The sequence below is a fragment of the Sphingobium sp. 15-1 genome (genome assembly GCF_013375535.1).
GTDB classification, from domain to species: domain Bacteria; phylum Pseudomonadota; class Alphaproteobacteria; order Sphingomonadales; family Sphingomonadaceae; genus Sphingobium; species Sphingobium aromaticivastans.
This window is the reverse complement of record NZ_JABXJG010000001.1, coordinates 1,638,623-1,664,319: the sequence shown is the minus strand read 5'-3', so window position 1 is coordinate 1,664,319 and position 25,697 is coordinate 1,638,623. Positions and strand designations below refer to the sequence as shown.

The window sequence follows — 25,697 nt, the reverse complement described above, 5'->3', positions numbered from 1 at the left end:
AAAACAGGATTTCCCGGCTTTTCCCAAAATATCCCTTTTCTTGAACCCCGTGGCTTGGTATTTGAAGGCCATAGGGGTTTGTCAGGCTTTGCTAGTCCTGTGAGCCGGTTCGTCGTCATGGCGATCCGGTTGGCGACGGCCTGCGCCCTGGGAACAGAGGGGCAGCGGTCCAAAAGTGTCGGAAGTCATTCTCTTTACGGGCAACGCGTTCAGCGTCGCGGACGGCAAAGGCCGTTTCGTGCTGCCCTTGGAGATGCGCCGGCAGGTCAAGCTGTCCAGCGGCAATGAAACGCGGCTTTTCCTTTCGGTACATGGCGGCAACCCCTGCGCCACGGCCTTTGGAGAGTCGCACCGCCGCTTCCTGTTCACTGAGGTCGAGGAACTGGCCCGCGAAGCGCGCGCCGCTGGCCGCGCCTATGACGCCGATCTGGAACTGGAACGCCGCCTCGGCACCATTGAGGAGGTGAATTTCGACGAAGGCGGCCGCTTCGCCATGCACCCCGACATTAGGCAAGAATATGACATCACCGACGTCGCATTCTTTTATGGCGTGGGCCGCTACATTCAGATCTGGAAGCCCGAAACGCTGGTCGACAGCAAGGACCGGCCGGAACTGATCCGCAACAAGGTGCGCCGCTGGCTCGACCAGCGCGAAGCGGGAGGCGGCAAGTGAGCGGCGCCGATGACCGCCATGTTCCGGTGCTCATCGACGAAGTGCTCGACGCCCTCGCCATCAACCCCGGCGAGGCGCATGTCGACGGCACGTTCGGCGCGGGCGGCTATTCCAGCGCGATGGCGGAGAAGGGGGCGAAGGTCTTCGCCTTCGACCGCGATCCCGATGCGATCCGCGAAGGGCAGGCGCTGGCCGATGAAAAAGGCATCACCCTGATCGCGGGCGAGTTTTCCCGGATGGAGGAGCTGCTGGCCGAACGCGGCGTGACCTCGGTTGCGGGCGTGACGCTGGATATTGGCGTTTCCTCGATGCAGCTCGACCGGCCGGAGCGGGGCTTTTCCTTTCAGGGCGACGGTCCGCTCGACATGACGATGAGCCAGAGCGGAATGAACGCCGCCGATTTCCTGAACAATGCCCCTGAAGAGGAAATCGCTAACGTCCTCTATCGTTACGGCGAGGAGCCGCGCTCGCGCCGGGTGGCGAAGGCGATTGTCGAGGCGCGCCCGCTGGAGCGCACCGGGCAGTTGGCGAATGTCGTGCGAAAGGCGCTTGGCTACAAGCCGCATGACAAGAAGGACCCGGCGACCCGGACTTTCCAGGCGATCCGTATCCATGTGAATCGCGAGCTGGAGGAGCTGGAGCGCGGGCTGGAGGCGGCCGAGGCGATTTTGGAAGAAGGCGGGCGGCTGGCCGTCGTGACCTTCCACAGCCTGGAGGACCGCATCGTCAAGCAGTTCCTGCGCAACCGCAGCGGCGGGGAGGCGGGCGGTTCGCGTCATATGCCCCAACGCCAAACCGGGCCGCTGCCGACCTTCGCCAAGCCCGCCAAGGCGGTGCGGCCGGGAGAGGCGGAACTGGCCCGCAACCCCAGAGCCCGTTCCGCCACGTTGCGCAGCGCCATTCGTACTTCTGCCCCAGTTTCTCCCCGGAGTGCCCGTCCATGATCGCGGTCAAGAGATTGCAGAGCCTGATCTGGATTCTTCTCGTCGCCTTGGGCGCGCTGGGGGCCTATATGGTGTCGCTGAAGGTGGCGACCGAGCGTAACGAACTGATGAAGGTGCGGGTGCAGATTGCGCGGGCGAAGGCGGATATCCGCTATCTGGAGACGGAGTTCAGCGCGCGGGCGAACATGCGCCAGTTGGAGCGCTGGAATCAGGACGACTTCATGTATGCGACGCCGACCGCCCAGCAATATCTGGCGGGCGAGCGTGCTTTGGCGCATCTGGACGGGGTGCAGCCCAACGGGCCGGACTATGTCGCGCCGCCGGTGATGGTGGCGATGGTGCAGACGCCCGCCGACCTGCCCTCGGCCCCGCAGGCTGCCCCGGCCAGCCCGGCCGCGACGCAGATTCGCAGCGACATCGCCGTGATCCGCGAAGCCCATGCCGCCGACAATGTCGACAAGATCGCCAAGGCCGTGCCCGTCAAGACCGCCAAGGAAAAGGCGCAGGACGACGCCGATAGCGCGAAGCCCAATCCCGTCGCCCGCCGCGCCGAGCGGATGGCGATGCTGGACGCGAAGCTGCTGGATGACAGCACCCTGGGCGATCTGACGGCGCGGGCAAAGCGTGAGCGCCGGAAGGGGGATCGCTGAAATGGCGACGATCATCGTCCAGCCGGGGGGTGCGCGAGCGGGCAAGCAGCGCGTCGACCTGACGGCGATCGCGCATAACCGGCTGATGCTGCTGCTGATCCTGTTCATGCTGATCACCGCCGTGGTGATCCTGCGGCTGACTTGGGTCGGGATTTTTTCGGGGAGCGGACGCGGGGGCGATGCGGCGGCGGGCCTGCCTGCACGCGCCGACATCGTGGATCGCAACGGTGTGCCGCTGGCGCGGACGATGGACGCCTATTCCATCGCCGCCCGGCCGTCCAAGCTGATCAGCGATCCTTCCGATCTTGCGCGCAAGCTGCACGAAATCTTCCCCGATGAGCCGGAAGCGGCCTTCTACAAGAAGCTGACCGGCAAGGGCTGGGCCTATTTGCGCCGCCGCGCCCTGCCTGAAGAAGTGGCGGCGGTGAATGCGCTGGGCGAGATCGGCATCGAATTTCCGCGTGAGAAGGAGCGGCTCTATCCGCAGCGCACCCTGGCGGCGCACGTGCTCGGCTTCGCGCCCAATGCGGACGGCAAGGGCGGCATGGGCGTGGAGGCGGCGTTCAACGACCGGCTGACCGACGCGGCGCTGCGCGGGCAGCCCTTCGCCATGTCCATCGACAGCCGGGTGCAGGGCGCGCTGGAGAGCGAGCTTTACGCGCAGTTGGTGCAGACCAGGGCCAAGGGCGCGGGCGGCGTGATCCTGGACGTGAATAGCGGCGAAGTGATCGCCATGGCGTCGATTCCCGTCTTCGATCCCAACAAGCTGCAAAATTATGCGGGCAAGACGTGCAGCGAATCGCCGCTCTGCAACCATATGGTGCAGGCGCGCTATGAGCTGGGTTCGGCGTTCAAGCCGCTGTCGATCGCGGCGGCGATGGACCGGGGGATCGTCACCTCCATGTCCAAGACCTATGACGCGACCGCGCCGCTCGCCATCGCCGGGTTTCGGATCAAGGACGACCATCCCCTCGGCCGCTGGATCAACGTGCCGGAAATCCTCGTGCACAGCTCCAACATCGGCACGGCGCGCATCGCGGACCAGATGGGCGCGGAACCTTTGCAGCATCTTTTCCGGGAGTTGCACTTCGACCAGCGCGCCCCGATCGAACTCAACGAACGCGCCGGGACGCTCTGGCCCGCCAATTGGGGGCGGATCACCACGCTGACCGTTTCCTATGGCCATGGCATCGCCGTAACGCCTCTACATCTCGCTTCGGCTTATGCGGCGCTGGTGAATGGCGGCCTGTGGCGGCCCGCTACGCTGCGCAAATTGAAGGCGGATGAGGTGCCGGAGGGCCGCCGGGTCTTCTCCGCCGCAACCAGTGCCAGGATGCGGCAACTGTTGCGCATGATCGTGGCGGCGGGTACAGGTCGCAGCGCCGACGCCAAGGGATACCGGGTGGGCGGCAAGACGGGTTCCGCCGAAAAGCCCCAAGAGGGCCGGTATAACAAGACTTCGCTGGTGACGACTTTCGCTTCTGCCTTCCCTATGGACAATCCGCGCTATGTGGTCCTCGTCACCATGGACGAGGCGACGGGCCAATATGGCCTGCGCACGGCGGCCTGGACCGCCGCGCCGGTGGTGAAGCGGGTGGTGGAGCGTACCGGGCCGATGCTGGGCGTGCTGCCCGACGAGCGGCGCGATGTCGATATTTCCGACCTCATGCCGTTGCTGCACGGCGACAAGGAGAAAGAATAATGCGCCTCGGGTCGCTGATCGAGGGGCTGGATGCAAAGCCCGGCACGGGTACGTCTCTGGATGTGCCGGTGTCGGGCTTTGCGATCGATAACCGGAAGGTCGCGCCGGGCACGGTGTTCGGGGCCTTCCAGGGTGCGCGGGTGAATGGCGAGGACTTCATTCCCGCCGCCGTGCATGCCGGGGCCGTGGCGGTGGTCGCCCGGCCTGAAGCGAAGGTCGAGGGCGCGATCCATATCGCTTCCGACAATCCGCGCCGTCTGTTCGCGCAACTGGCTGCGCGCTATTTCGCGCCGTTCCCCGATGTGACCGTTGCCGTCACCGGGACCAACGGCAAGACCTCCACGGTGGAATTGGCGCGGCAGCTTTGGCGCATGCTGGGGCATCATTCGGCCTCCATCGGCACTTTGGGCGTCACCACCTCGGTCGATCAGGTGTCGACGGGGCTGACCACGCCAGATATCGTGACGTTCCTGTCCAACATGTCGGGGCTGAAGCGCGAGGGCATCACCCATGCCGCGTTCGAGGCATCCAGCCACGGTCTGGCGCAATATCGCACCGAAGGACTGCCGGTATCGGCGGCTGCCTTCACCAACCTGTCGCGGGATCATCTCGACTATCATGGCGACATGGACAGCTATTTCGAGGCCAAGATGCGGCTGTTCGACGAGGTGGTCGAGCCGCAAGGCGCGGCGGTCGTCTGGGCCGACGACGCATGGTCGGACAAGGTCATCCAGCGGGCTACGAAGCGGGGGCTTCGTGTGCTGAGCGTCGGGGTGCAGGGGCAGGCCTTGCGCCTTGCCAACCGCACCCCGACCCAGTTGGGTCAGACGCTGGAAGTCGAGGTTGAGGGCAAGTCCTACAAGGTCAATCTGCCGCTGATCGGCGCCTATCAGGCGGCCAATGCCTTGACCGCTGCCGGGTTGGTGATTGCGGGCGGCGAGGATGTGGCGAAGGTGCTGGAACTGCTCGGCCGGGTGCAGCCCGTGCGTGGGCGGCTGGAGCGGGCCGTCATCACGCGGGCGGGTGCGCCGGTCTATGTCGATTATGCGCATACGCCCGATGGGTTGCGCGCCGCGATCGAGGCGCTGCGGCCGCATACGAAGGGCAGGCTGATCGCGCTGTTCGGCGCGGGCGGGGATCGCGATGCCGGCAAGCGGCCGCAAATGGGCAAGGTCGCGGCGGAACTGGCCGACCATGTGATCGTGACTGACGATAATCCGCGTTCGGAGGAGCCTTCGGCCATTCGCGCCGCCGTCATGGCGGGCGCGCCGGGGGCGGAGGAGATTGGCGGGCGCCGCGCCGCCATCGCCGCCGCCATCGCGCAGGCGGGGGCGGACGACATCGTGCTGCTCGCCGGCAAGGGGCATGAGCAGGGGCAGATTATCGGGGACCGGGTGCTGCCCTTCGATGACGTGACCGTGGCGCGGGAATGCGCCGGATGAGCGCACTCTGGACCGCCGAAGAGATTGCGCAGGCAACTGGGGGCGTCGCTTCGGCGCCCTTCGCCGTTTCTGGCGTGGCCTTCGACAGCCGCGAAGTGACCGGCGGCGATCTGTTCGTTGCGATGAAAGGCGAGGCCACGGACGGCCACCGCTTCGTCGACAAGGCGTTTGGGCAGGGCGCGGCGGGGGCCATCGTCAGCGAACCCATCGCGCAGCCGCATGTGCTGGTGCCCGACAGCGCGGCGGCGCTGGAAGCGCTGGGCCGCGCCTCACGCGCCCGGATGCAGGGTAAGGTGGTTGGCGTCACCGGATCGGTCGGCAAGACCGGGACCAAGGAAGCGCTGTTCCATGCGCTGGACCGCATCTGCCCCGGCGAGGTGCATCGTTCGGTCAAAAGTTACAACAACCATGTCGGCGTCCCGCTCAGCCTGTCGCGCATGCCCCGGGAATCGGCGTTCGGCGTGTTCGAAATGGGCATGAACCATGCGGGCGAGCTGGCCGCGCTGACACGGCAGGTGCGGCCGCATGTCGCCATCGTCACCGCCATCGCGCCCGCCCATATCGAATTTTTCGGCACCGAAGAGAAGATCGCAGAGGCCAAGGCCGAGATTTTCGAGGGCCTGGAACCCGGCGGCACGGCGGTCATCCCCTATGACAGCCCGCATGTCGCGACCCTCTATGCCAAGGCGGAGCAACATGCCGCGCGCATCCTGACCTTCGGCTTCGATCCGCAGGCGGACGTCCATGCCCGCGACATGGTGCCTGCGGCGGGCGGGGGCACGCTGGTCACGGCGGCGTTGCCAGGGGTGGAACTGTGCTTCACCGTGGGGGCGCCGGGCGAACATTGGGTGTCCAATGCGCTGGCTGTGCTGGCGACGGTTGAGGCGCTGGGCGGAGATCTGGCGGCGGCGGGCCTGGCGCTGGCGGAGATGCCGGGGCTGCCGGGGCGCGGCGAGCGGCGCATCGTTCCGGTCTCGGGTGGCGAGGCGCTGCTGATCGATGAAAGCTACAACGCCAATCCGCTGAGCATGGCGGCGACGCTCAAGCAATTGGGCCGCGAACAGGCCAGTCGGCGCATTGCCGTGCTGGGCGGGATGCGCGAACTGGGCGATCGCAGCCGGGAACTGCATGCCGGGCTGGTCGCGCCGCTGGCGGCGGGGCAGGTCGACTATGCCATATTGGTCGGGGACGAAATGCAGCCTTTGGCCGAGGCTTTAGGCGGCGTGATCGCTTTCGATCACGTGCCGGACGCGGCGAAGGCGACCGACCTCCTTCAAAGTGAAATGCGCGCTGGCGATGCGATTCTGGTCAAGGGCTCGAACGGCATCGGCCTGTCGCGTCTGGTCGCCGCGCTCAAGGAAAAGACGAACTGATGCTCTACTGGCTGGCCCAGACCATGGATTTCGCGGGTGTTTTCAACCTCATCCGCTATTTGAGCTTCCGGGCCGGCGCGGCGATCGCGACCGCCCTGATCATCGGGCTGGTGATCGGGCCGCGCTTCATCGGCTGGCTGCGCGTGCGGCAGGGCAAGGGCCAGCCGATCCGCGACGACGGCCCGCAGACCCACCTCGCCAAGCGGGGCACGCCGACCATGGGCGGGTTGATGATCCTGACCTCCATGGTGTCGTCGGTGCTGCTGTGGATGGATCTTTCCTCCATCTATGTCTGGGCCTGCCTGTTCGTGACCTTGGGCTTTGGCGCCATTGGCTTCCTGGACGATTATGACAAGGTGACGAAGGCCAGCCACAAGGGGCTTTCGGGCAAGATGCGCCTTGCCTTCGAATTTCTGATCGCGGGCTTCGCGGCGTGGCTGATCGTCAACCAGCATGGCAATACGGCGCTTTATCTGCCTTTCTACAATGGCCCGGCGATCGAGTTGGGGCCGTTCTACTTCCTGTTCGCAGCCTTCGTAATCGTGGCGTTTGGCAATGCGGTCAATCTGACCGACGGTCTGGACGGCCTCGCGACCATGCCGGTGATCATCGCCTGTCTCGCCTTCATGGCGATCGTCTATCTGGTCGGGCGCGCCGACTTTGCGACCTATCTGGGCATTCCGCATGTGCCGGGGGCGGGCAACCTCACGATTCTTTGCGGCGCGATCATCGGGGCGGGGCTGGCCTTCCTCTGGTTCAACGCGCCGCCCGCCGCCGTCTTCATGGGCGATACCGGCAGTCTGGCGCTGGGCGGCACCATCGGGGTGATCGCCGTCACCGCGCATCATGAGATCGTGCTGGGCGTGATCGGCGGGCTGTTCGTGGTGGAGGCGATGTCGGTCATCATCCAGGTCTTCTTCTACAAGCGGACCGGCAAGCGCGTGTTCAAGATGGCGCCGATCCACCATCATTTCGAGCAACTGGGCTGGGCCGAGCCGACCGTCGTGATCCGTTTCTGGATCATTTCTTTCGTGCTGGCGCTGGCCGGCCTTGCAACGCTGAAGCTGCGGTGAGCGCCATGGGGATCATTTCGGACGTCTTTGCGGGCAAACGGTATGCGGTGCTGGGGTTGGCGCGTTCCGGCCTGGCCACGGTCGAATGCCTGGCGGCGAGCGGAGCGCAGGTCGTCGCCTGGGACAGTCGCGATGAAGCCCGCGCCGCCGTCGCGGGCAAGGCGGAGCTGGGCGATCCGACGGAGATCGACCTCAAGGGCTTCGATGGCGTGGTGGTTTCGCCCGGCGTGCCGCTCAACAAGCATCCGATCGCCATGCATGCGAAGCTGGCAGGCGTGCCGGTCATCGGTGACATAGAGCTGTTCGCGCTGGCTCGCCCGGCGCTGCCTGGGCATCGGGTGGTGGGGATCACCGGCACCAACGGCAAGTCGACCACTACGGCGCTGGTCCATCATATCATCGAGACGGCGGGCATTCCGACCCGCATGGGCGGCAATATCGGGCTGCCGATTCTGGGGCAGGACCCGCTGCCGGAGGGCGGCGTCTATGTGCTGGAGCTGTCGAGCTATCAGATCGACCTGACGCAGAGCCTCGATTGCGACGTGGCGGTGCTGCTCAATATCACGCCGGATCATCTGGACCGCTATAATGGCTTTGAGGGCTATGTGGCGTCCAAGGCGCGGCTGTTCGACATGCAGTCGGCGGGACATGTCGCGGTGATTGCTACGGAGGATGAGCCGAGTCGTGCGATTCTTTCTTCCGTCCGTCATTCCCGCGGAGGCGGGAATCCATCTCCGGACCTTGCATCTGGACGCGACGCTCGGGAGATGGATCCCCGCCTTCGCGGGGATGACGGGGTTGTGGAGGTGCAGTCGAGCGACATCAATCCCGACGCACAAGCCGGTTGGCCGTCCCTCCAAGGTCCGCACAATGCCCAGAACGCTGCCGTTGCGATTGCGGTGGCAAAGGCGCTCGGTATCGATGAAGCGACCATCGAGAAGGGCCTGCAAAGCTATGCCAGCCTGCCGCACCGGATGCAGCGGGTGCGGGAGCTGAACGGCGTCCTCTACGTCAATGACAGCAAGGCGACCAACGCCGCCTCGACCGCGCCCGCTCTGGCCGCCTATCCGCCAGTCGAGGGGCGCAAGCGGCTGCACTGGATCGTCGGCGGCCTTGCCAAGACCGACAATCTCGACGAGTGCGTCCCTTATTTCGGCCATGTCGCGCAGGCCTACACCATCGGTGAAGCGGGGCCTATGTTCGCTGAGCTGTTGCGTGGCGCTATGGCGGTGGATGACTCGGAAATGCTATCCGCCGCCGTTCGTCGCGCAGCGCGGGTGGCCCAGCCGGGGGATGTGGTGCTGCTGTCGCCTGCCTGTGCGAGTTTCGACCAGTTCCGCGATTTCGAGGCGAGGGGCGATGCCTTCGCCGCTGCCGTCGCCGCGCTGGAATAGAGGGGCAAAAGGGGCATGTCGAGGGCAGGCGATCTTGTAAAGGAGTTCAGGAACCGCACCGTCCCGCGTGAGCGCACGGCGCTGGCCATCTGGTTCTGGGAAATCGACCGCGTGCTGCTGTCGCTGATCGTCGCGCTGATGGCGATCGGGCTGGTGGCGGTCGCGGCGGCTTCGCCCGTGGCGGCGATCGACCGGTCGACCAGCACGGTTTCCGTGACCCCGCTCATCTATTTCTACCGTCAGTTGATGTGGGTGTTCATCGGCCTGCCGATCATGCTGGTGATCTCCATGCTGCCCCGGACTCAGGCGCGTCGGCTGGCCTTCTGCCTGTGCATCGTCTTTGGGCTGGCGCTGTTGCTGGTGCCCGTGTTGGGCTCCGTGGTGAACGGGGCGAAGCGCTGGATCGACCTGCCGGGTTTCCGCTTCCAGCCGTCCGAATTTCTGAAGCCCGTCTACGTCGTCACCATGGCCTGGCTGCTGTCGCTGCGCGGCAAGGATATGAGCCTGCCGGTGATTCCGCTGACGGGCGTGACCACGGCGCTGATCGCGGCGATCCTGATGAAACAGCCGGATTTCGGGCAGACCGTGATCTTCCTCGCCTGCTGGGGCGGGTTGCTGCTGCTGTCGGGCGTGTCGATGCGCGCCATTGGCGGTCTGGCGGGGGCCGCGCTGGGCGGGCTGGTGCTGATGTACATGTTCTATGAAAATGGCCGTCAGCGCATCAACGACTTCCTCGGCATCGGCATCGCGCAGGATACCGGGCCGGACCAGACCGAACTCGCCTTCCGCACCATCACCCATGGCGGCTTCCTTGGCGTCGGGCCGGGCGGTGGGCAGAACAAGTTCCGCCTGCCTGAAGCGCATACCGACTATATCTTCTCCGTCATCGGGGAGGAGTTCGGCCTGCTCGCCTGCATCGGCATCGCCTGCGTCTATCTGGCCATCGTCGTGCGGGTGTTCCTGCGGATGCTGGATGAGGACGATAATTTCACCATCCTCGCCGCCGCGGGCCTCACCACCCAGTTCGGCTTGCAGGCGATCATCAACATGGGCGTCAATGCCCAGATATTTCCGTCCAAGGGCATGACGCTGCCCTTTATCAGCTATGGCGGCTCCTCTATGCTGGCGCTTTGTATCGGCGTCGGCCTGTTGCTCGCGTTCACGCGGCGCAATCCCTTCATGGGTCGGCACACGGTCGTCAAATGGAGTGGTCGATGAGCATTTCCCGGCACTTCGTCCTCGCCGCAGGCGGGACGGGTGGTCATATGATTCCAGCGCATGCCGTCGCGGAGGAGCTGATGGCGCGCGGCCATCATGTCGCGCTGGTGACGGATGAGCGCGGCGCCAAGATTCCCGGCATTTTCGATAAGGCGCAGGTTCATGTCATGCCCGCCGGGCGCATGACGAAGAATCCGAAGAGCTGGGCCGGGGCGTTGAACGCGATCCTGGCGGGCCGGGCGATGGCGCGCCGCTTGAACGAGACGTTCCGCCCGACCGCCGTGGTCGGCTTTGGCGGCTATCCGGCCATGCCTGCGCTGCTCGGCGCGCTGGCCGATGGCATTCCGACCGCCATCCATGAGCAGAATGCGGTGCTGGGCCGGGTGAACCGCTATCTGGCGGGCCGGGTGGATGCGATCGCGACGGCCTATCCCGACGTGCAGCGGCTCAAGGACAAATATGCCGATAAGGTCCATCTGATCGGCAATCCGGTTCGCGAGGAAGTGAAGCATCTCCGCGAGGAGGAATTCCCCGCATTGACCGACGAGAGCGTCTTCCGCGTGCTGGTGATCGGCGGCAGTCAGGGAGCAACGATCCTCTCAAGCGTGGTGCCCGACGGCTTGGGCATGTTGCCCTTGAGTCTGCGCCGCCGACTGCAAGTGACGCAGCAGTGTCGCGCCGAGGATATAGAGCGGGTCCGCAAGCTCTATGCTGATCTTGAGATTCCCGCCGACCTCGCGACCTATTTCAACGATGTGCCGGAAAAGCTGGGCTGGTCGCATCTGGTGATTGCGCGGGCGGGGGCTTCGACGCTGGCGGAGCTGACTTGCGCGGGGCGGCCCGCGATCCTGATCCCGCTGCCCAGCGCGATGGACGACCATCAGACCGCCAATGCCCGCGAAATGACCGAGGCGGGCGGTGCGAGGACCATCCCGCAGGCGCGCTTTACCGCCGTCGAACTTGCCAAGCAGATGCAGAAGATGGCGCTGGAACCCGGCGCGCTTCAGAACGCCGCCAAGCGCGCCCGCGCCTGCGGCCGTCCGGATGCGGCGCGCGACATGGCGGACCTGCTGGAAAGCATCGGCCCGGCGCCGATCATGAACGATCCGCTCAAGGTCGGGCCGACGCCGACCAGTCTCAATTTGCAGGGTGTTCCTGCATGACGAACGCCAACCTCTCCCCGTTCGGGCTGAGCCTGTCGAAGCCCTCTTTTTTCCTGAAGGAAGACGTGAAGCCCTTCGGCGGGCTCAGGGTGAACGGGCATTATAGCAAGGATAATATCGTATGAAGGGTGTCGGCACCGACATCGGCACGATCCATTTCATCGGCATTGGCGGCATCGGCATGTCCGGGATCGCTGAGGTGATGCATAATCTGGGTTACAAGGTTCAGGGGTCCGACGTGGCGGAAGGCTATGTCGTGGAAGGGCTGCGCAAGAAGGGCATCCCCGTGATGATCGGCCACAAGGCCGAAAATCTGGGCGATGCTGCCGTGGTCGTGACCTCTACCGCGATCAAGAAGGGCAATCCGGAAGTCGATCTGGCGCTGGAGCGCCGTGTCCCCGTCATCCGCCGCGCCGAAATGCTGGCGGAGCTGATGCGGTTGAAGTCCACTGTCGCCGTTGCGGGCACCCATGGCAAGACCACCACCACCTCTATGGTCGCGGCGTTGCTGGATGCGGGCGGGGTGGACCCGACCGTCATCAATGGCGGCATCATCAACAGCTACGGCTCCAACGCCCGCCTCGGCAAGAGCGACTGGATGGTTGTCGAGGCCGATGAGAGCGACGGCAGCTTCCTGCGGCTCGACGGCACGCTGGCGGTCGTGACCAATATCGATCCCGAACATCTCGACCATTATGGCAGCTTCGACAAGGTGAAGGACGCCTTTGTCGAGTTTGTCGAAAATGTGCCCTTCTACGGCGCGGCGATGCTGTGCCTGGACCATCCCGAGGTGCAGGCGATCCTGCCCCGCGTGCAGGACCGGCGCATCGTCACCTATGGTTTCTCGGCACAGGCCGACATTCGCGGCGAGAATGTCCAGCCCATCCCCGGCGGCAACCGCTTCGACGTGCAAATCCGCGAGCGCGATGGGTCGCTTCGCCGGATCGAGGGCATCGAAATGCCGATGCCGGGCCGTCATAATGTGCTGAACGCCATGGCGGCGATCGGCGTGGCGTTGCAGATGGGCATCGATGACGCGACCATCCAGACCGGCTTCGCCAAGTTCGGCGGGGTGAAGCGCCGCTTCACCAAGGTCGGGGAAATCGCTGTCGACGGCGGCAGCGCGACCGTGATCGACGATTATGGCCACCATCCGGTCGAGATCAAGGCGGTGCTCGCCGCCGCCCGCGAAGGCCTGTCTGCTTCGGGGAGTGGGGGCCGGGTCATCGCCGTGGTCCAGCCGCATCGCTTCACCCGCCTGCGCGACCTGATGGACGAGTTTCAGCAGGCCTTCAACGACGCCGACATCGTCTATGCCGCCCCGGTCTATCCGGCGGGCGAGCAGCCGATCGAGGGCGTCGACAGCGCTGAATTGGTGGCGGGCCTGAAGCGCCGCGGCCATCGCAACGCCGCGACCATCGAGGGCGCCGACGACCTTGCCCGCATGATCGCGGCCGATGTCCAGGCGGACGACATGATCATCTGCCTGGGCGCGGGCGACATCACCAAATGGGCGGCGGGGCTGGCTCCGGCTGTCGCAGCGAAAGAGGCGGCCTGATGTTCGAGCTCTTCCATGTCGGCCTCGAAATGCAGAAGCGCATGATCGACGCCCAGATGCAGGGTGTCGAGGTCGCGCAGCAGATGGTCGATGCGGCCCAGCGCAATGTCGATGCGGGGATCGCCGCGACCCAGGCGGGCGAAGCGGGCATGAAGGCGATGAAGGGCTGGATGCGGCTCTGGGGGATGCGCGATTGACGCTGGCGGCGACGACCCTTCCTTCGGTTCGCGGCTCGCTCAAGGCGGATGCGCCGCTCGGTCCCCTCGTCTGGTTCAAGGCGGGGGGCCTTGCGCAATGGCTGTTCGAGCCGAAGGATGTGGAAGACCTTTCCGATCTTCTGCGTGAACTCGATCCGGCGATCCCGGTGATGGGGCTGGGGCTGGGTTCCAACCTGATCGTGCGCGATGGCGGCGTTCCGGGCGTGGTCGTGCGCCTCGGCAAGCCCTTCGCCAAGGTCGAGCAGGTGGACGCGACGTCGCTGCGTTGCGGGGGAGGGGCTTCGGGCATTCTCGTGTCCTCGACGGCGCGGGATGCGGGGATCGCGGGGCTGGAGTTCCTGCGCTCGATCCCCGGCACGGTCGGCGGCTTCGTGCGGATGAATGGCGGCGCTTATGGGCGTGAGACCTGCAACATATTGGTGGAGTGCGAGGTCGTGCTGCGCTCGGGCGAGCGGGTCACGTTGCCGCTCGATGCGCTGGGCTACACCTATCGTCATAGCACTTTGCCCGAGGGCGCGGTGGTGGTGAGCGCCGTGTTCCGGGGCGTGGCGGGCGAACCGGCTGCCATTCAGGCGGAGATGGACCGCATCGCCGCCGCTCGCGAGGAAAGTCAGCCGCTCCGCAGCAAGACCGGCGGTTCGACCTTCAAGAATCCCGATGGGCACAAGGCTTGGCAGCTTGTGGACGAAGCCGGTTGCCGTGGCCTGCAACTGGGCGGCGCGCAGGTTTCGGAGAAGCACACCAATTTCCTGCTCAACCTTGGCGACGCGACAAGCGCGGACATCGAGGCTTTGGGCGAAGAAGTCCGCCGCCGGGTGAAGGCAAAGAGCGGCATTGACCTCGAATGGGAAATTCAGCGTGTCGGCCTGTCCGCCGACGACGCCAAAGTTGAAAATCTTGTGGGAGTGAAGAAGTGAGCCGTGGCCCCTGGCATGTTGCCGTCCTGATGGGTGGCTGGTCCGCCGAGCGGCCCGTTTCGCTGTCGTCGGGCGAGGGCGTCGCCAAGGCGCTGGAATCGCGCGGCCATAAGGTTACGCGCATTGATATGGACCGCGACGTCGCCCTGCGCCTTTCAGAAACCAAGCCGGATGTCGTCTTCAACGCCCTCCATGGCGTCCCCGGTGAGGATGGCACGGTGCAGGGCATGATGGACCTGATGGGCCTTACCTACACCCATTCGGGCCTCGCCACATCCGTCATCGCCATCGACAAACAGCTTACCAAGCAGGCGCTGGTGCCCCATGGCATCCCCATGCCCGGCGGCCATATCGTGTCCAGCGAGAGCCTGTTCGAAGCCGATCCGCTGCCGCGCCCCTATGTGGTGAAGCCGGTCAATGAGGGCAGCTCGGTCGGCGTCGCCATCGTGACGCAGGACGGCAATTATGGCTCGCCCATCGGCCGGGATGTCGAGGGGCCGTGGCTGCATTTCGATGAGTTGCTGGCCGAACCCTATATTCGCGGCCGGGAACTGACGACCGCCGTGCTGGGCGATGAGGCGCTGCTGGTGACGGAACTGCGCCCGAAAAGCGGCTTCTACGACTTCGACGCCAAATATACCGACGGCATGACCGAACATGTCTGCCCGGCGGAGATTCCCAACGAGATTGCGGAAGCCTGCAAGTCGATCGCTCTGCGCGCCCATCAACTGCTGGGCTGCAAGGGCGCGTCGCGCTCCGATTTCCGCTGGGACGACAATTTGGGCGTAGAGGGGCTGTTTCTGCTGGAGGTGAATACCCAGCCGGGCATGACCCCTTTGAGCCTCGTTCCCGAACAGGCGGCGAAGCTGGGCATTGACTATGCCGAGCTGGTGGAGCGTATTGTCGAGGACGCGCTGGAGGGAGCGCAAAAGGGGCCGAAAAAGGGGGCTGCATATGGCTGAAGCACGCATCCGGCGTGGCGGGACGGCGCGGCTGACGACGCGCACCGCCGGCGCGCGCGGCCGCAGCGGAGGGCGGGGCCGTTCGGTCAAGCGCCGGAGCTGGGTGGACAGCTTGCTCGACTTGCTGCCCTTCAGCGAAGAGACGCTTCAGCGCATGGCAAGCTGGGCGATCGTCGGCATCGTGCTGGCGGCGGTGCTGGGCATTGCGATATTGATGGGCCTGCCTGCCATGGCCGGGCAGAAAGCCTCCGAACTGGCCGCCAGCGCCGGGTTCGAGGTCGAGAAGGTCGAAGTGCGCGGCGTCGAGCGGATGGACGAGCTGCCCATCTATAATATCGCGCTGGGGCAGGTGAGCCGTTCCATGCTCTCGCTCGATCTGCCCAAGGTGCGCGGCGACATGCTGAAGCTTGGCTGGGTCAAGGATGCGCGCATTTCCCGCCGCCTGCCCGATACGCTGGTGGTCGACATTGTCGAGCGCGATCCGGTCGCGGTGTGGCAGCATGACGGGCAGCTCCACCTGATCGACGTGCAGGGCGTGGTGCTGCAATCGGTATCGTCGGGGTCCATGCCTGATCTCCCGCTGGTGGTGGGGCCGAACGCCAATCTTCAGACGGCGGGCCTCAACAAGCTGATGGAAAATGCGCCCGCATTGAAGCCGATGCTGGCGGGGGCGACCTGGGTCGGGAACCGCCGCTGGGATCTGCGCTTTCAGTCGGGAGAGACGCTCTCCCTGCCGGAAGGTGACAAGCCATCGGCCACGGCGCTGGTCAATTTCGCGCGGATGGACGGCGTGAACCGGCTGCTGGGCCGGGGCATCGTCAAGTTCGACATGCGCGATCCCGACCGGTTCGTGCTCCGTTTGCCGCAGGGTCAAGGAACCGGCGCATCCGATGAAAAGCCTGCGGCGAGCGCCGACGCGCCCGCCAAGGGTGAGGAAGGCTAAGCCCGATGGCCCAACCCAAGGTCGAAAAGTTCATCACCGCGATCGACATCGGGTCGTGGAAGGTGTCCGCGCTGATCGCGGGGCGCGCCGACAATGGTGAACTGGCGATTTTGGGGACGGGCCAGCGCGAAAGCCGGGGCGTGCGGCGCGGCTTCATTGCCGACATGGAGCGCACCGAACTTGCCGTGCGCGAGACGGTCGAACAGGCCGAACGGGTCGCCGGCACGAATATCGAGGATGTCTGGGTCAGTTTCTCGGGTGGCAGCCTGGTCAGCGATGTCGTGACGGTCGAGCGCGACATGGGCGGCTATCGCGTCGAGCAGGCGGATATTGACGATCTTCTGACGACCGGCCAGCAGGGGATCGACCCCGAGGGCCGGGTGGTGCTGCATGCGCAGCCGACCTGCTTCACCATCAATGGCCGGGTGCCGGTGAAGAAGCCGCTTGGCATGCATGCCGACCTGCTGGGCGTCGACATCCATGTGGTGCTGGCCGACGGCGCGCCGCTGGCCAATCTCGACCTCTGCGTGCGCGGGGCCTATCTCAACGTCAACTCCATCGTCGCGTCCCCGATCGCGACGGGTCTTGCCTGCCTGTCGGAAGAGGAGCGGGATCTGGGCGTTGCGCTGGTCGAACTGGGCGCGGGGGTCACCAATGTCTCGCTTTACGCGGGCGGCATGCTGGTCGGCCTGCACAGCATCCCCATCGGCGCGTCGGACATCACCGACGACATCGCGTCGGCCTTCGGTATCCGCCGCAGCCAGGCGGAGCGGATCAAATGTTTCTACGGTTCCGCCATGCAGAACCGCCGCGACTTCCGCGACATGATCGAGATCGCCGCGCCCCATGGCGATGTCGCCATTCCGGGGCAGAGCGCCGGTCCCAATGCCGATGGCGGCAAGATCACCCGCGCCGCGCTGGTGGCGGTGATCTGCGAGCGGCTCAACCAGATCATGGTTGAGGTTAATGCGGCGCTCGCGGGCATGGGCTTCAATACGCCCACCGGGCGGCAGGTGGTGCTGACCGGCGGCGGCGCGGAAATGAAGGGCATTGCCGACTATGCGCAAGGTGCTCTAGGGCGCGCCGTGCGCATCGGGCGGCCTCGCGGATTGGCCGCGTTGCCTGAGGCGCATAGCGGTCCGGCCTTTGCAACCTTGGCTGGTCTTGCGCTTTACGGCGCTTCAAACCCGGTTGATCTTAGAACGATAGCGCCCGCTCCTCAGACGGTCCATCGTATCGGAGCGCCTGCATGGTGGCAGAGAATGGTCAAGGCGATGAAGACCAACTATTGAAATAAAGTGAAGTCAGACGAAATTTACTGGTGAATTACGCCATTATCTGTTGCATTAACCTTCGATGACAGTTTCGCTCACGTCACCGAAGCTGGAGGGAGCTAATATTTATGAGCATTGAAATCAGCCCGCCGCATGTGGACGAGTTGAAGCCACGCATCGCGGTGATCGGCGTCGGCGGCGCGGGCGGCAACGCCATCGCGAACATGATCGCCGCTTCGGTCGAGGGTGTGGATTTCATCGTCGCCAATACCGACGCGCAGGCGCTGAACGCCTCGCCGGCGGAACGGCGCATCCAGCTTGGTCCGCAAATCACCGAAGGCCTGGGCGCAGGCTCCCGCCCCGAAATCGGCAAGGCCGCCGCTGAAGAAACCATCGCCTCGGTCGAGCAGGCGCTGGACGGCGCGCATATGTGCTTCATCGCGGCCGGCATGGGCGGCGGCACGGGCACCGGCGCTGCTCCCGTCATCGCCAAGGCGGCGCGTGATCGCGGCATATTGACGGTCGGCGTGGTGACCAAGCCCTTCACCTTCGAGGGCAATCGCCGCATGAAGTCGGCCGAAAGCGGCATCGAAGAACTGCAAAAGCATGTCGATACCCTCATCGTCATTCCGAACCAGAATCTGTTCCTGATCGCCAACCCCAACACCACCTTCAAGGAAGCCTTCCAGATGGCGGACGAGGTGTTGCAGCAGGGCGTTCGCGGCATCACCGACCTGATGGTCATGCCGGGCCTCATCAACCTCGACTTCGCGGACGTCCGCTCAGTGATGGGCGAGATGGGCAAGGCGATGATGGGCACCGGCGAAGCCGAAGGCGACGGCCGCGCGCTCCAGGCGGCGGAGAAGGCGATCGCCAACCCGCTGCTCGACGGCGTGTCGATGCGCGGCGCCAAGGGCGTGATCGTCTCCATCGTCGGCGGCGACGACATGCGCCTGATGGAAGTCGATGAAGCGGCCAACCATATCCGCGAGCTGGTCGATCCGGACGCGAACATCATCTGGGGTTCGGCCTTCAACGACAATCTGAACGGCAAGATCCGCGTATCGGTGGTCGCAACGGGCATCGACAGCGATAGTGGCGCCGCCGCCGCACCGCTGACGCAGCCGTTCAGCTTCGCCAGCCGCCCAGCCGTCGCGGTTCCGCAGTCCGCCGCTGCCAAACCCGCGCCTGCGGCTGCTCCGGCCCCTGCGCCGGTTGCCGCGCCGGAACCGGAACCCGAGACGCTGGAACTGGACGTGCCCGCCGCGCCCGCGCCTGCGCCGCTGACCCCGCCGGTCGCGGAACAGCCCAAGCCCGCGCCCTTCGCGCCGTCGCGCCCGGCTGCCGTCTTTTCGGACGAAGACCCGTCGCAGGACGAACTGCTGCTGGGCGCCGAGGAGGCCGAAGCCAAGCCCGCTCCGGCCCCCGCGCCGCAGGCCGCTCCCCGCGTCGCCACCGGCGGCACGCTGTTCGAACGCATGGCGGGCCTGACCCGCGGCGCGGACAAGGGCGCCGCCGCCAGCGATGAGGGCGGGGCGTCTCCGGACATTCCGCGCTTCCTGAACCGTCAGAGCAACCAATAATCCGGCGCGGGTTTCGGCCCCGCCCGCCAGAACAAGCGCGCCATCGGCTGCCATGGGCAACCGGGCGCGCTTTTTCTTGTCGCATATTCCCTTGCCCCGCCTCCTTCCGCTAAAGGGCTGTCTGTGAGACGTTATGACATATGGATTCTCGGCGGGCTGCTTCTAGCGGGCACCGCCTTGGAACGGCCCCTTTTGGCGCAACCCGCTCAGGTGCAGGCGATCCGCCCTTCCAGCGGCGAGAATCTCAACAATAATCTCGCCCGGCTGGCGTCCAATCCGCGGGACGTGGCGGCATTGATCGGCGCGGGCGAGGCGGCGCTCGACATGGACGATGCGCGGGCGGCGGCTGGCTTTTTCGCGCGCGCCGACACGCTCCAGCCCAATAACGGCAAGGTGAAGGCCGGGCTGGCGCGGGTCATGCTCAAGAACCAGAATCCGGGTGAAGCCTTGCGCCTGTTCGATCAGGCGGTCCGGCTGGGCTATCCCGAAGCGACGCTGCTGTCCGATCGCGGTCTTGCCAGGGACATGACCGGCGATCAGGCCGGGGCGCAGCGCGATTATCAGGCCGCGCTCCAGCGAACGCCCGACGATGTGGAACTGACCCATCGCTACGCGGCGTCCCTTGGCATATCGGGCCAGGTCGATGCGGCGGAACGGGTGCTGAAACCGCTGCTCTACAAGAGCGACCGCGCCGCCTGGCGGTACCGCGCCTTCATCCTGGCGATGAACAACCGCCAGGCGGACGCGAAGAAGATCGCGGAGCAGACCATGCCGTCGCAGCTCGCCACCGCGATCCTGCCCTATATGCAGAAAATGCCCTATCTGACGGCAGCCCAGAAAGCGGCGGCGGTGCATTTCGGGCATTTCCCGGCCAATGTCGGCACGACCATCGTCGCCGTGACGCCGACGCCCCCGGCTTTCGCATCGGCCGCGCCCACCGTCAGGCCGCCGGTTGCCGAGACCCCGCAACCTGCCCGGACGGCGCGGCAGGATCGCCGTTCGCGCCGCAATGGGACGGGCAGCGCCACGCTTGCCCAAGCGGAAGGGCCGCCCCGCGTGGCCGCGGCGCAACCTTCCTATCAGCCGCAGCCAAGGCGGGAAGCCGTCGCCGGACCGGCGCAGCCCCCCGCATCCGCGCCTCAAGCCGCGCCCCGTCCGGCTCCCCAGACCACGGTTCCCGCCGCGAATGTGCAGGGGCCGCCCGCGCCCGGCTTCGAGTCCGTCCCGGCCCAGCCCACAACGCCCGCCAACCCGCCGGCCAGCCAGCTCAACGCGATCACGCTGGCGCAGGCGTCCGCGCCTCGTTCGCCCGTGCCCCAATCCCAGCCGCAGTCCCAGCCCCAACCGCAACCCCAACCGCAACCGCAACCACAGAGCGCGCCGGAGCCGGCGTTCACTGCCGCGCCTCCCGCCGCGCCGCCCGCTGCTCCTCCCGCCACCGTGGCTGAAGCCGCGCCTGCATCAACCGCGCAGATCGATCCCGCCGTGACCCGGTCGCTGGCCGACATCATCCACGCCATCGATGTCCCGGAATCGGAGCGTCAATCGAGCGTCGTCGCGGTCGACCTGTCCGAAATCGCGCAGATGCAGGCCGCCCGCCGCGCCCAACGCGAAACGGCCGCCGCCGCTGCCGCGGAAAAGGCGAAGAAGGCCGCCGCCGCCAAGGCAAAGGCCGAAGCCGACGCCAAGGCGAAGCAATTGGCTGAGGAAAAGAAGAAGGCCGCCGAGGAAAAGGCGCGCTTGGCCGCCAATCCCTCGCGCAACTGGCTTCAGGTGGGTACGGGCGCGAATAAGGGCGCGCTGGCCTTCACCATGAAGGGGCTGCGCAAAAAATATGATTCGCTCGAGCCCCAGGACGCCTGGGTGGCGGGCTGGGGCCGGACCAACCGCCTGCTGGTCGGCCCGTTCAGCAGCTTCACCCGCGCCAAGGCGCTGGAGGACAAGCTAAAATCGGCGGGCGCGGACGTGTTCGCCTGGAAAAGCGATGCCGGGGAGGTGGTCGAACGGCTCCCGGCCAAATAGGGCGATTCGAGTCGGATGGATTATCTGACGAGTCGAAAATTGCAGAAAACAGCTCTAAAGGGCGCAGCATGACGCTGCTTGCTTCCTACGCCTCGCATCCCGACAGGAGTCGCGGCCGCCTCCACGCCGAACCCGGCGGCGAGATGCGCGGCCCCCGCGACATGTTTCAGCGTGATCGCGACCGGATCATCCACTCCATCGCCTTCCGCCGCCTGCGGCACAAGACGCAGGTGTTCGTCTCGCCCGACGGCGATCATTTCCGCGTGCGCCTGACCCACAGTCTGGAGGTGGCGCAGATCGGCCGCACCACGGCGCGGACGCTGGGCCTGAACGAAGATCTCACCGAAGCGCTCTGCCTGGCCCATGACATCGGCCATCCGCCCTTCGGCCATGCGGGCGAGGATGCGCTGGAGGCGGCGCTGGAGGAGCATGGCGGCTTCGATCACAATGCGCACACGCTGCGCACGCTGATGCTGCTCGAAAGCCCCTATCCCTTGTTCCGGGGGCTGAATTTGAGCTGGGAGATGCTGGAGGGGCTGGCCAAGCATAATGGTCCGGTCATCCGCCCCGGCTGGGCGATGCGGGAGGTGGACGGGCTGTTTCCGCTCGACCTGCCGAGCCATGCCTCGCTGGAGGCGCAGTTGGCCGCGATCGCGGACGACATCGCCTATGACAATCACGACATCGACGACGGCCTGCGCGCCGGATTGCTGAGCCTGGAACAGTTGCTGACCATCCCCCTGGTCAAGACATGCTGGGATCGGGTGCGCGGCCGTTATCCCGACGTGCCTCAGGATCGGCTGCTGCGCGAACTGGTGCGCGAGCAGATCGGCGTCATGGCGAACGACCTGATCGCCGCCACCCGCGCCAATATCGCGGAATCGGGCGTGAAAACGGTCGACGATGTTCGTGCCGCGGGGCGCACGCTGGTCGCCTTCTCGCCCGAACTGGCGGCGCAGGAGCGCGAACTCAAGCGCTTCATGTATGCGACGCTCTACCACCATCCCTCGCAGCTTGCGGCGGCCGACCGGGCGAGGGTGATCGTGATCGATCTCTTCCGCGCCTATCAGGCCGATCCGAAGCTGATGCCTGAGGAATGGCGCGCCGATTGCGTCTCGTCCGAACCGCAGCGCAGCCGCCATATCGCGGATTTCATCGCCGGCATGACCGATCGCTATGCGGAGAAGCGCCATGCCGAAATCTTCGGCCCGCTGGAAATGGCCTGATATTGCCCGATTGACGGCGGGCCGCGTTTGACGCAATGCGAAGAGGTCTCCGGCGTTGAGGATTCGACTCCGGACTTGATGCGGGAGAGCATGGGAAGCCTTTCAGGCCACCCCGTCGCCGAAGGAGCAACCGCCCCGGAATCTCTCAGGCCAAAGGACCGCATCATGGGCAGGCACTCTGGAAAGCGGACGGTTTGATCGCCGTCCCACCGAAGGGGTAAGCCGTCCGGTCGAATGATCGGTGGTCAAAGCTCTCAGGTTCCGTGACAGAGGGGGTGGCAGGCGCTTGCGGTCCGATTCCGGGCAGGCGCGTTTGTCGCCAACGACCCTCGCATGGAAAGGCCGCCCCTATGTCCGGCAATGACGACATCGCCCATATCGAAGAAGAATTGCCGCTGCAGGACTTGCCGCTTGACGCCTGGCATCGGGCGAAGGGCGCGCGCATGGTCGGCTTTGCGGGCTATCATATGCCGATCCAATATGAAGGCATCATGGCCGAGCATGCCTGGACCCGCGAGCATGCGGGGCTGTTCGATGTCAGCCATATGGGGCAGTTGACCTTCTCCGGCGAGGGCGTGGACGAGGCGCTGGAAATGCTTCTGCCGAGCGACATCAAGGGGTTGAAGCCGTTCCGCCAGCGCTATTCGATGCTGCTCGATGAAGAGGGCGGCATTCTTGACGACCTGATGGTGTCGCGTCTTGGCGCCAAAGACGAAGAGGGGGGCGCGTTTGACGGCGCGGATGTCTATATGGTCGTCAACGGCGCGACCAAATATGACGACATCGGCTGGATGATCGAGCATCTGCCCGATGAGGTCGTGATGAACCATATGGACGAGCAGGCCCTGCTCGCCCTGCAAGGTCCGAAAGCGGGCGAGGCGCTTGCCAGCCTGATCCCCGAAACCGCCGATCTGGTCTTCATGCAGTCCGGGCCGTTCGTCTGGCGCGGCGTGCCGCTGTGGATCAGCCGTTCGGGCTATACCGGCGAGGATGGCTTTGAAATCAGCGTTCCGGCCGGGGACGTGACGTTGCTGGCGGACGCGCTCTGCGAACTGCCGCAGGTGAAGCCGATCGGCCTTGGCGCGCGGGATTCGCTGCGCCTTGAGGCGGGGCTGCCGCTCTATGGCCATGATCTGACGCCCGCCGTCAGCACCATCGGCGCCGATCTGGGCTTCGCCATCCAGAAGCGCCGCCGCGAGGAAGGCGGCTTCATCGGCCATGCCCGCGTGATGAAGGAACTGGCCGACGGGCCGGGGTCCAAGCGGGTGGGACTTAAGATCGAAGGCCGGCTGCCGGCCCGCGAAGGCGCGGCCATCTATGCGGGCGACGTGCTGGTGGGAGAGGTCACTTCGGGCGGCTTCGCGCCGACCGTGGGCGCGCCGATCGCCATGGGCTGGGTCAGCCTGCCGCATGCCGGGCTGGGCGAGGCGCTGGAGATCGAGGTGCGTGGCAAGCGTATCGCCGCCACCGTCGCGCCGATGCCGTTCGTGCCGCATCGTTACCGCCGCAAGGCGTAATTTTCCTGGTTTTTGTTGGTCATGATTTTCAAGAAAATCATTCCGTGGGGAGTAAATCCATGAGCCGTTATTTCACCGACGAACATGAATGGATCGATGTCGAGGGCGAAATCGCCACCGTCGGCATCACCGACTATGCGCAGGAACAGTTGGGCGACATCGTGTTCGTCGAACTGCCCGCCGAAGGCACCAGCTTCGAAAAGGGCGACGACGCCGCCGTCGTGGAGTCGGTCAAGGCCGCTTCGGACGTCTATGCGCCGATCTCCGGCGAAGTCGTCGAGACCAACGGCGCGCTGGAGGATGAACCCGCGCTGGTGAACAGCGACGCCGAGGAAGACGGCTGGTTCTTCAAGCTGCGCATTGCCGATGCGAGCGAGCTGGAAGGCCTGATGAACGAAGCCGCCTACAAGAAGTTCGTGGCCTCGCTCTGATCTTATCATCGTCATCCCCGCGAAGGCGGGGATGACGCCCGCAGGAAAACATCATGCGCTACCTACCCCTTACAGACACCGACCGGCAGGAGATGCTGTCTGTCATCGGCGCGACCTCCATCGATGACCTGTTCGTGGACGTCCCCGCCGAAGCCCGGCTTTCCGACAAGATCGCAGGCCTACCCGATCATGCCAGCGAGCTGGCGGTCGAGCGCCATATGGCGGCTTTGGCGCGGAAAAATCTGTCGGCAGGGGAGGCGCCCTTCTTCCTGGGCGCAGGCGCCTACAGGCATCATGTCCCCGCCAGCGTCGATCATCTGATCCAGCGCGGCGAGTTCTTGACCGCCTATACGCCCTATCAGCCGGAAATCGCGCAGGGCACGCTCCAGGTGCTGTTCGAATTCCAGACGCAGGTGGCGCGCCTGCTCGGCTGCGATGTCGCCAACGCCTCCATGTATGACGGCTCGACCGCCTGCTGGGAGGCGATCGGCATGGCCCGCCGCATCACCAAGCGGGACAAGGCGATCCTCTCCTCCGGCCTGCATCCCCATTATGTCTCGGTCGCCAACACCATGGCGAAGTTCACCGGCGACGCGCTGGTGCATGAAGCGCCGACCCTGGACGCTGCCACGGACATCGACGCGCTGATCGCCAGGATCGACAAGGATACGAGCTGCGTCGTCGTCCAATATCCCGACATTCTCGGCCGCATCGCTGACCTGACCCCGCTCGCGGACGCTGCCCATGCGGCGGGCGCGCTGCTGGTTGCCGTCGTGACGGAGCCGGTTGCGCTGGGCGCTTGTCGGGCGCCGGGCCACATGGGCGCGGACATCGTCGTCGGGGAAGGCCAGTCCATCGGCGTCGGCTTGCAATTCGGCGGTCCCTATCTGGGCCTGTTCGGGTGCAAGCAGAAATATGTCCGCCAGATGCCGGGCCGCCTGTGCGGCGAGACGGTGGACGCGGCGGGCAAGCGCGGCTTCGTGCTGACCCTTTCGACCCGCGAGCAGCATATCCGCCGCGAAAAGGCGACGTCGAACATCTGCACCAATTCGGGCCTCTGCGCGCTGGCGTTCAGCATCCATATGACCCTGCTGGGCGAAAAGGGGCTGCGCGAACTGGCGGGCCTCAACCATGCGCTTGCCTGTCAGGCGGCTGACCGTCTCGCCAAGGTGCCGGGTGTGAAGTTGCTCAACGACAGCTTCTTCAACGAATTCACGCTGGTGCTGTCGAAGGACGCCCGCGAAGTCGTCCGCACCCTGGCCGACAGGGGCGTGCTGGGCGGCGTATCGCTGGGCCGCCTGTTCCCGGACGCGCCGGAGATCGGCAACGGCTTGGTCGTCGCCGTCACCGAAACCGTGACGCCGGAGGACATCGAAGCCTTTGCCAAGGTGCTTGAGGAGGAACTGGCATGACG

General features: G+C 65.6%; 23 protein-coding genes and 1 riboswitch. All 23 genes read left to right on the top strand.

Annotated features, from left to right (window positions below):
* Positions 1 to 175 precede the first annotated feature (175 nt).
* The 23 genes from HUK72_RS07855 (at position 176) to gcvPA (ending at position 25,695) form a co-directional block, all read left to right on the top strand.
* Positions 176 to 673 (top strand): division/cell wall cluster transcriptional repressor MraZ, encoded by a 498-nt coding sequence (locus HUK72_RS07855; protein WP_176596291.1) that lies wholly within the window; start codon positions 176 to 178, stop codon positions 671 to 673.
* Positions 670 to 1,617 (top strand): 16S rRNA (cytosine(1402)-N(4))-methyltransferase RsmH, encoded by a 948-nt coding sequence (gene rsmH, locus HUK72_RS07850; RefSeq protein ID WP_336950536.1) that lies wholly within the window; start codon positions 670 to 672, stop codon positions 1,615 to 1,617. Before HUK72_RS07855 ends, rsmH begins: the two co-directional genes overlap by 4 nt.
* A complete protein-coding gene (locus tag HUK72_RS07845) occupies positions 1,614 to 2,267 on the top strand; it encodes a colicin transporter (protein WP_176596290.1) in 654 nt (217 codons plus the stop codon). Before rsmH ends, HUK72_RS07845 begins: the two co-directional genes overlap by 4 nt.
* A gap of 1 nt (position 2,268) precedes the next feature.
* Entirely contained in the window at positions 2,269 to 3,969 is a 1,701-nt protein-coding gene (locus tag HUK72_RS07840) for a penicillin-binding protein 2 (protein WP_176596289.1), read from the top strand.
* A complete protein-coding gene (locus HUK72_RS07835; RefSeq protein WP_176596288.1) occupies positions 3,969 to 5,411 on the top strand; it encodes a UDP-N-acetylmuramoyl-L-alanyl-D-glutamate--2,6-diaminopimelate ligase in 1,443 nt (480 codons plus the stop codon). The genes HUK72_RS07840 and HUK72_RS07835 overlap by 1 nt, the downstream gene beginning before the upstream one ends.
* On the top strand, positions 5,408 to 6,784 hold the full coding sequence (murF, locus tag HUK72_RS07830) for a UDP-N-acetylmuramoyl-tripeptide--D-alanyl-D-alanine ligase (RefSeq protein ID WP_176596287.1): 1,377 nt from the start codon (positions 5,408 to 5,410) through the stop codon (positions 6,782 to 6,784). Before HUK72_RS07835 ends, murF begins: the two co-directional genes overlap by 4 nt.
* Positions 6,784 to 7,857 (top strand): phospho-N-acetylmuramoyl-pentapeptide-transferase, encoded by a 1,074-nt coding sequence (mraY, locus tag HUK72_RS07825; RefSeq protein WP_176596286.1) that lies wholly within the window; start codon positions 6,784 to 6,786, stop codon positions 7,855 to 7,857. The genes murF and mraY overlap by 1 nt, the downstream gene beginning before the upstream one ends.
* Positions 7,858 to 7,862: 5 nt before the next feature.
* Positions 7,863 to 9,251, top strand: coding sequence for a UDP-N-acetylmuramoyl-L-alanine--D-glutamate ligase (gene murD, locus HUK72_RS07820; protein ID WP_176596285.1), 1,389 nt, complete (start codon positions 7,863 to 7,865; stop codon positions 9,249 to 9,251).
* 15 nt (positions 9,252 to 9,266) lie between these two features.
* Positions 9,267 to 10,469 (top strand): FtsW/RodA/SpoVE family cell cycle protein, encoded by a 1,203-nt coding sequence (locus tag HUK72_RS07815; protein ID WP_176596284.1) that lies wholly within the window; start codon positions 9,267 to 9,269, stop codon positions 10,467 to 10,469.
* Positions 10,466 to 11,632 (top strand): undecaprenyldiphospho-muramoylpentapeptide beta-N-acetylglucosaminyltransferase, encoded by a 1,167-nt coding sequence (gene murG / locus HUK72_RS07810; RefSeq protein WP_176596283.1) that lies wholly within the window; start codon positions 10,466 to 10,468, stop codon positions 11,630 to 11,632. The genes HUK72_RS07815 and murG overlap by 4 nt, the downstream gene beginning before the upstream one ends.
* On the top strand, positions 11,629 to 11,757 hold the full coding sequence (locus tag HUK72_RS27195) for a hypothetical protein (protein ID WP_255325645.1): 129 nt from the start codon (positions 11,629 to 11,631) through the stop codon (positions 11,755 to 11,757). Before murG ends, HUK72_RS27195 begins: the two co-directional genes overlap by 4 nt.
* On the top strand, positions 11,754 to 13,190 hold the full coding sequence (gene murC, locus HUK72_RS07805) for a UDP-N-acetylmuramate--L-alanine ligase (protein ID WP_176596282.1): 1,437 nt from the start codon (positions 11,754 to 11,756) through the stop codon (positions 13,188 to 13,190). Before HUK72_RS27195 ends, murC begins: the two co-directional genes overlap by 4 nt.
* Positions 13,190 to 13,387, top strand: a complete 198-nt coding sequence (locus tag HUK72_RS07800) for a hypothetical protein (protein ID WP_176596281.1) — start codon at positions 13,190 to 13,192, stop codon at positions 13,385 to 13,387. The genes murC and HUK72_RS07800 overlap by 1 nt, the downstream gene beginning before the upstream one ends.
* Positions 13,384 to 14,325 (top strand): UDP-N-acetylmuramate dehydrogenase, encoded by a 942-nt coding sequence (murB, locus tag HUK72_RS07795; protein WP_176596280.1) that lies wholly within the window; start codon positions 13,384 to 13,386, stop codon positions 14,323 to 14,325. The genes HUK72_RS07800 and murB overlap by 4 nt, the downstream gene beginning before the upstream one ends.
* The gene (locus HUK72_RS07790) at positions 14,322 to 15,287 is read left to right on the top strand and encodes a D-alanine--D-alanine ligase (protein WP_176596279.1); all 966 of its coding nucleotides are present in this window, start codon (positions 14,322 to 14,324) and stop codon (positions 15,285 to 15,287) included. The genes murB and HUK72_RS07790 overlap by 4 nt, the downstream gene beginning before the upstream one ends.
* Positions 15,280 to 16,230, top strand: a complete 951-nt coding sequence (locus HUK72_RS07785; protein WP_176596278.1) for a cell division protein FtsQ/DivIB — start codon at positions 15,280 to 15,282, stop codon at positions 16,228 to 16,230. Before HUK72_RS07790 ends, HUK72_RS07785 begins: the two co-directional genes overlap by 8 nt.
* A gap of 5 nt (positions 16,231 to 16,235) precedes the next feature.
* Positions 16,236 to 17,522 (top strand): cell division protein FtsA, encoded by a 1,287-nt coding sequence (gene ftsA / locus HUK72_RS07780; RefSeq protein ID WP_176596277.1) that lies wholly within the window; start codon positions 16,236 to 16,238, stop codon positions 17,520 to 17,522.
* A 110-nt stretch (positions 17,523 to 17,632) separates the two neighbouring features.
* Positions 17,633 to 19,087 (top strand): cell division protein FtsZ, encoded by a 1,455-nt coding sequence (gene ftsZ, locus HUK72_RS07775; protein WP_176596276.1) that lies wholly within the window; start codon positions 17,633 to 17,635, stop codon positions 19,085 to 19,087.
* A 123-nt stretch (positions 19,088 to 19,210) separates the two neighbouring features.
* The gene (locus HUK72_RS07770) at positions 19,211 to 21,109 is read left to right on the top strand and encodes a tetratricopeptide repeat protein (protein WP_176596275.1); all 1,899 of its coding nucleotides are present in this window, start codon (positions 19,211 to 19,213) and stop codon (positions 21,107 to 21,109) included.
* Between the two features lie 68 nt (positions 21,110 to 21,177).
* On the top strand, positions 21,178 to 22,335 hold the full coding sequence (locus HUK72_RS07765) for a deoxyguanosinetriphosphate triphosphohydrolase (protein ID WP_176596274.1): 1,158 nt from the start codon (positions 21,178 to 21,180) through the stop codon (positions 22,333 to 22,335).
* Positions 22,336 to 22,406: 71 nt separating this feature from the next.
* A riboswitch (glycine riboswitch) is annotated at positions 22,407 to 22,506 on the top strand.
* 179 nt (positions 22,507 to 22,685) lie between these two features.
* Positions 22,686 to 23,852, top strand: coding sequence for a glycine cleavage system aminomethyltransferase GcvT (gene gcvT, locus HUK72_RS07760; RefSeq protein ID WP_176596273.1), 1,167 nt, complete (start codon positions 22,686 to 22,688; stop codon positions 23,850 to 23,852).
* A gap of 59 nt (positions 23,853 to 23,911) precedes the next feature.
* Entirely contained in the window at positions 23,912 to 24,283 is a 372-nt protein-coding gene (gene gcvH / locus HUK72_RS07755) for a glycine cleavage system protein GcvH (protein ID WP_066559365.1), read from the top strand.
* 53 nt (positions 24,284 to 24,336) lie between these two features.
* Positions 24,337 to 25,695, top strand: a complete 1,359-nt coding sequence (gene gcvPA, locus HUK72_RS07750) for an aminomethyl-transferring glycine dehydrogenase subunit GcvPA (protein WP_176596272.1) — start codon at positions 24,337 to 24,339, stop codon at positions 25,693 to 25,695.
* Positions 25,696 to 25,697 lie beyond the last annotated feature (2 nt).

What these genes read in the sequence shown, in the direction of transcription:
- HUK72_RS27195 (WP_255325645.1), top strand. Translation starts at nt 11,629, where the DNA reads ATGACGAACGCCAACCTCTCCCCGTTCGGGCTGAGCCTGTCGAAGCCC.
- HUK72_RS07815 (WP_176596284.1), top strand. Translation starts at nt 9,267, where the DNA reads ATGTCGAGGGCAGGCGATCTTGTAAAGGAGTTCAGGAACCGCACCGTC.
- HUK72_RS07845 (WP_176596290.1), top strand. Translation starts at nt 1,614, where the DNA reads ATGATCGCGGTCAAGAGATTGCAGAGCCTGATCTGGATTCTTCTCGTC.
- murC (WP_176596282.1), top strand. Translation starts at nt 11,754, where the DNA reads ATGAAGGGTGTCGGCACCGACATCGGCACGATCCATTTCATCGGCATT.
- HUK72_RS07785 (WP_176596278.1), top strand. Translation starts at nt 15,280, where the DNA reads ATGGCTGAAGCACGCATCCGGCGTGGCGGGACGGCGCGGCTGACGACG.
- gcvT (WP_176596273.1), top strand. Translation starts at nt 22,686, where the DNA reads ATGTCCGGCAATGACGACATCGCCCATATCGAAGAAGAATTGCCGCTG.
- gcvH (WP_066559365.1), top strand. Translation starts at nt 23,912, where the DNA reads ATGAGCCGTTATTTCACCGACGAACATGAATGGATCGATGTCGAGGGC.
- HUK72_RS07800 (WP_176596281.1), top strand. Translation starts at nt 13,190, where the DNA reads ATGTTCGAGCTCTTCCATGTCGGCCTCGAAATGCAGAAGCGCATGATC.
- mraY (WP_176596286.1), top strand. Translation starts at nt 6,784, where the DNA reads ATGCTCTACTGGCTGGCCCAGACCATGGATTTCGCGGGTGTTTTCAAC.
- murF (WP_176596287.1), top strand. Translation starts at nt 5,408, where the DNA reads ATGAGCGCACTCTGGACCGCCGAAGAGATTGCGCAGGCAACTGGGGGC.
- murG (WP_176596283.1), top strand. Translation starts at nt 10,466, where the DNA reads ATGAGCATTTCCCGGCACTTCGTCCTCGCCGCAGGCGGGACGGGTGGT.
- HUK72_RS07840 (WP_176596289.1), top strand. Translation starts at nt 2,269, where the DNA reads ATGGCGACGATCATCGTCCAGCCGGGGGGTGCGCGAGCGGGCAAGCAG.
- ftsZ (WP_176596276.1), top strand. Translation starts at nt 17,633, where the DNA reads ATGAGCATTGAAATCAGCCCGCCGCATGTGGACGAGTTGAAGCCACGC.
- gcvPA (WP_176596272.1), top strand. Translation starts at nt 24,337, where the DNA reads ATGCGCTACCTACCCCTTACAGACACCGACCGGCAGGAGATGCTGTCT.
- HUK72_RS07835 (WP_176596288.1), top strand. Translation starts at nt 3,969, where the DNA reads ATGCGCCTCGGGTCGCTGATCGAGGGGCTGGATGCAAAGCCCGGCACG.
- ftsA (WP_176596277.1), top strand. Translation starts at nt 16,236, where the DNA reads ATGGCCCAACCCAAGGTCGAAAAGTTCATCACCGCGATCGACATCGGG.
- murD (WP_176596285.1), top strand. Translation starts at nt 7,863, where the DNA reads ATGGGGATCATTTCGGACGTCTTTGCGGGCAAACGGTATGCGGTGCTG.
- HUK72_RS07765 (WP_176596274.1), top strand. Translation starts at nt 21,178, where the DNA reads ATGACGCTGCTTGCTTCCTACGCCTCGCATCCCGACAGGAGTCGCGGC.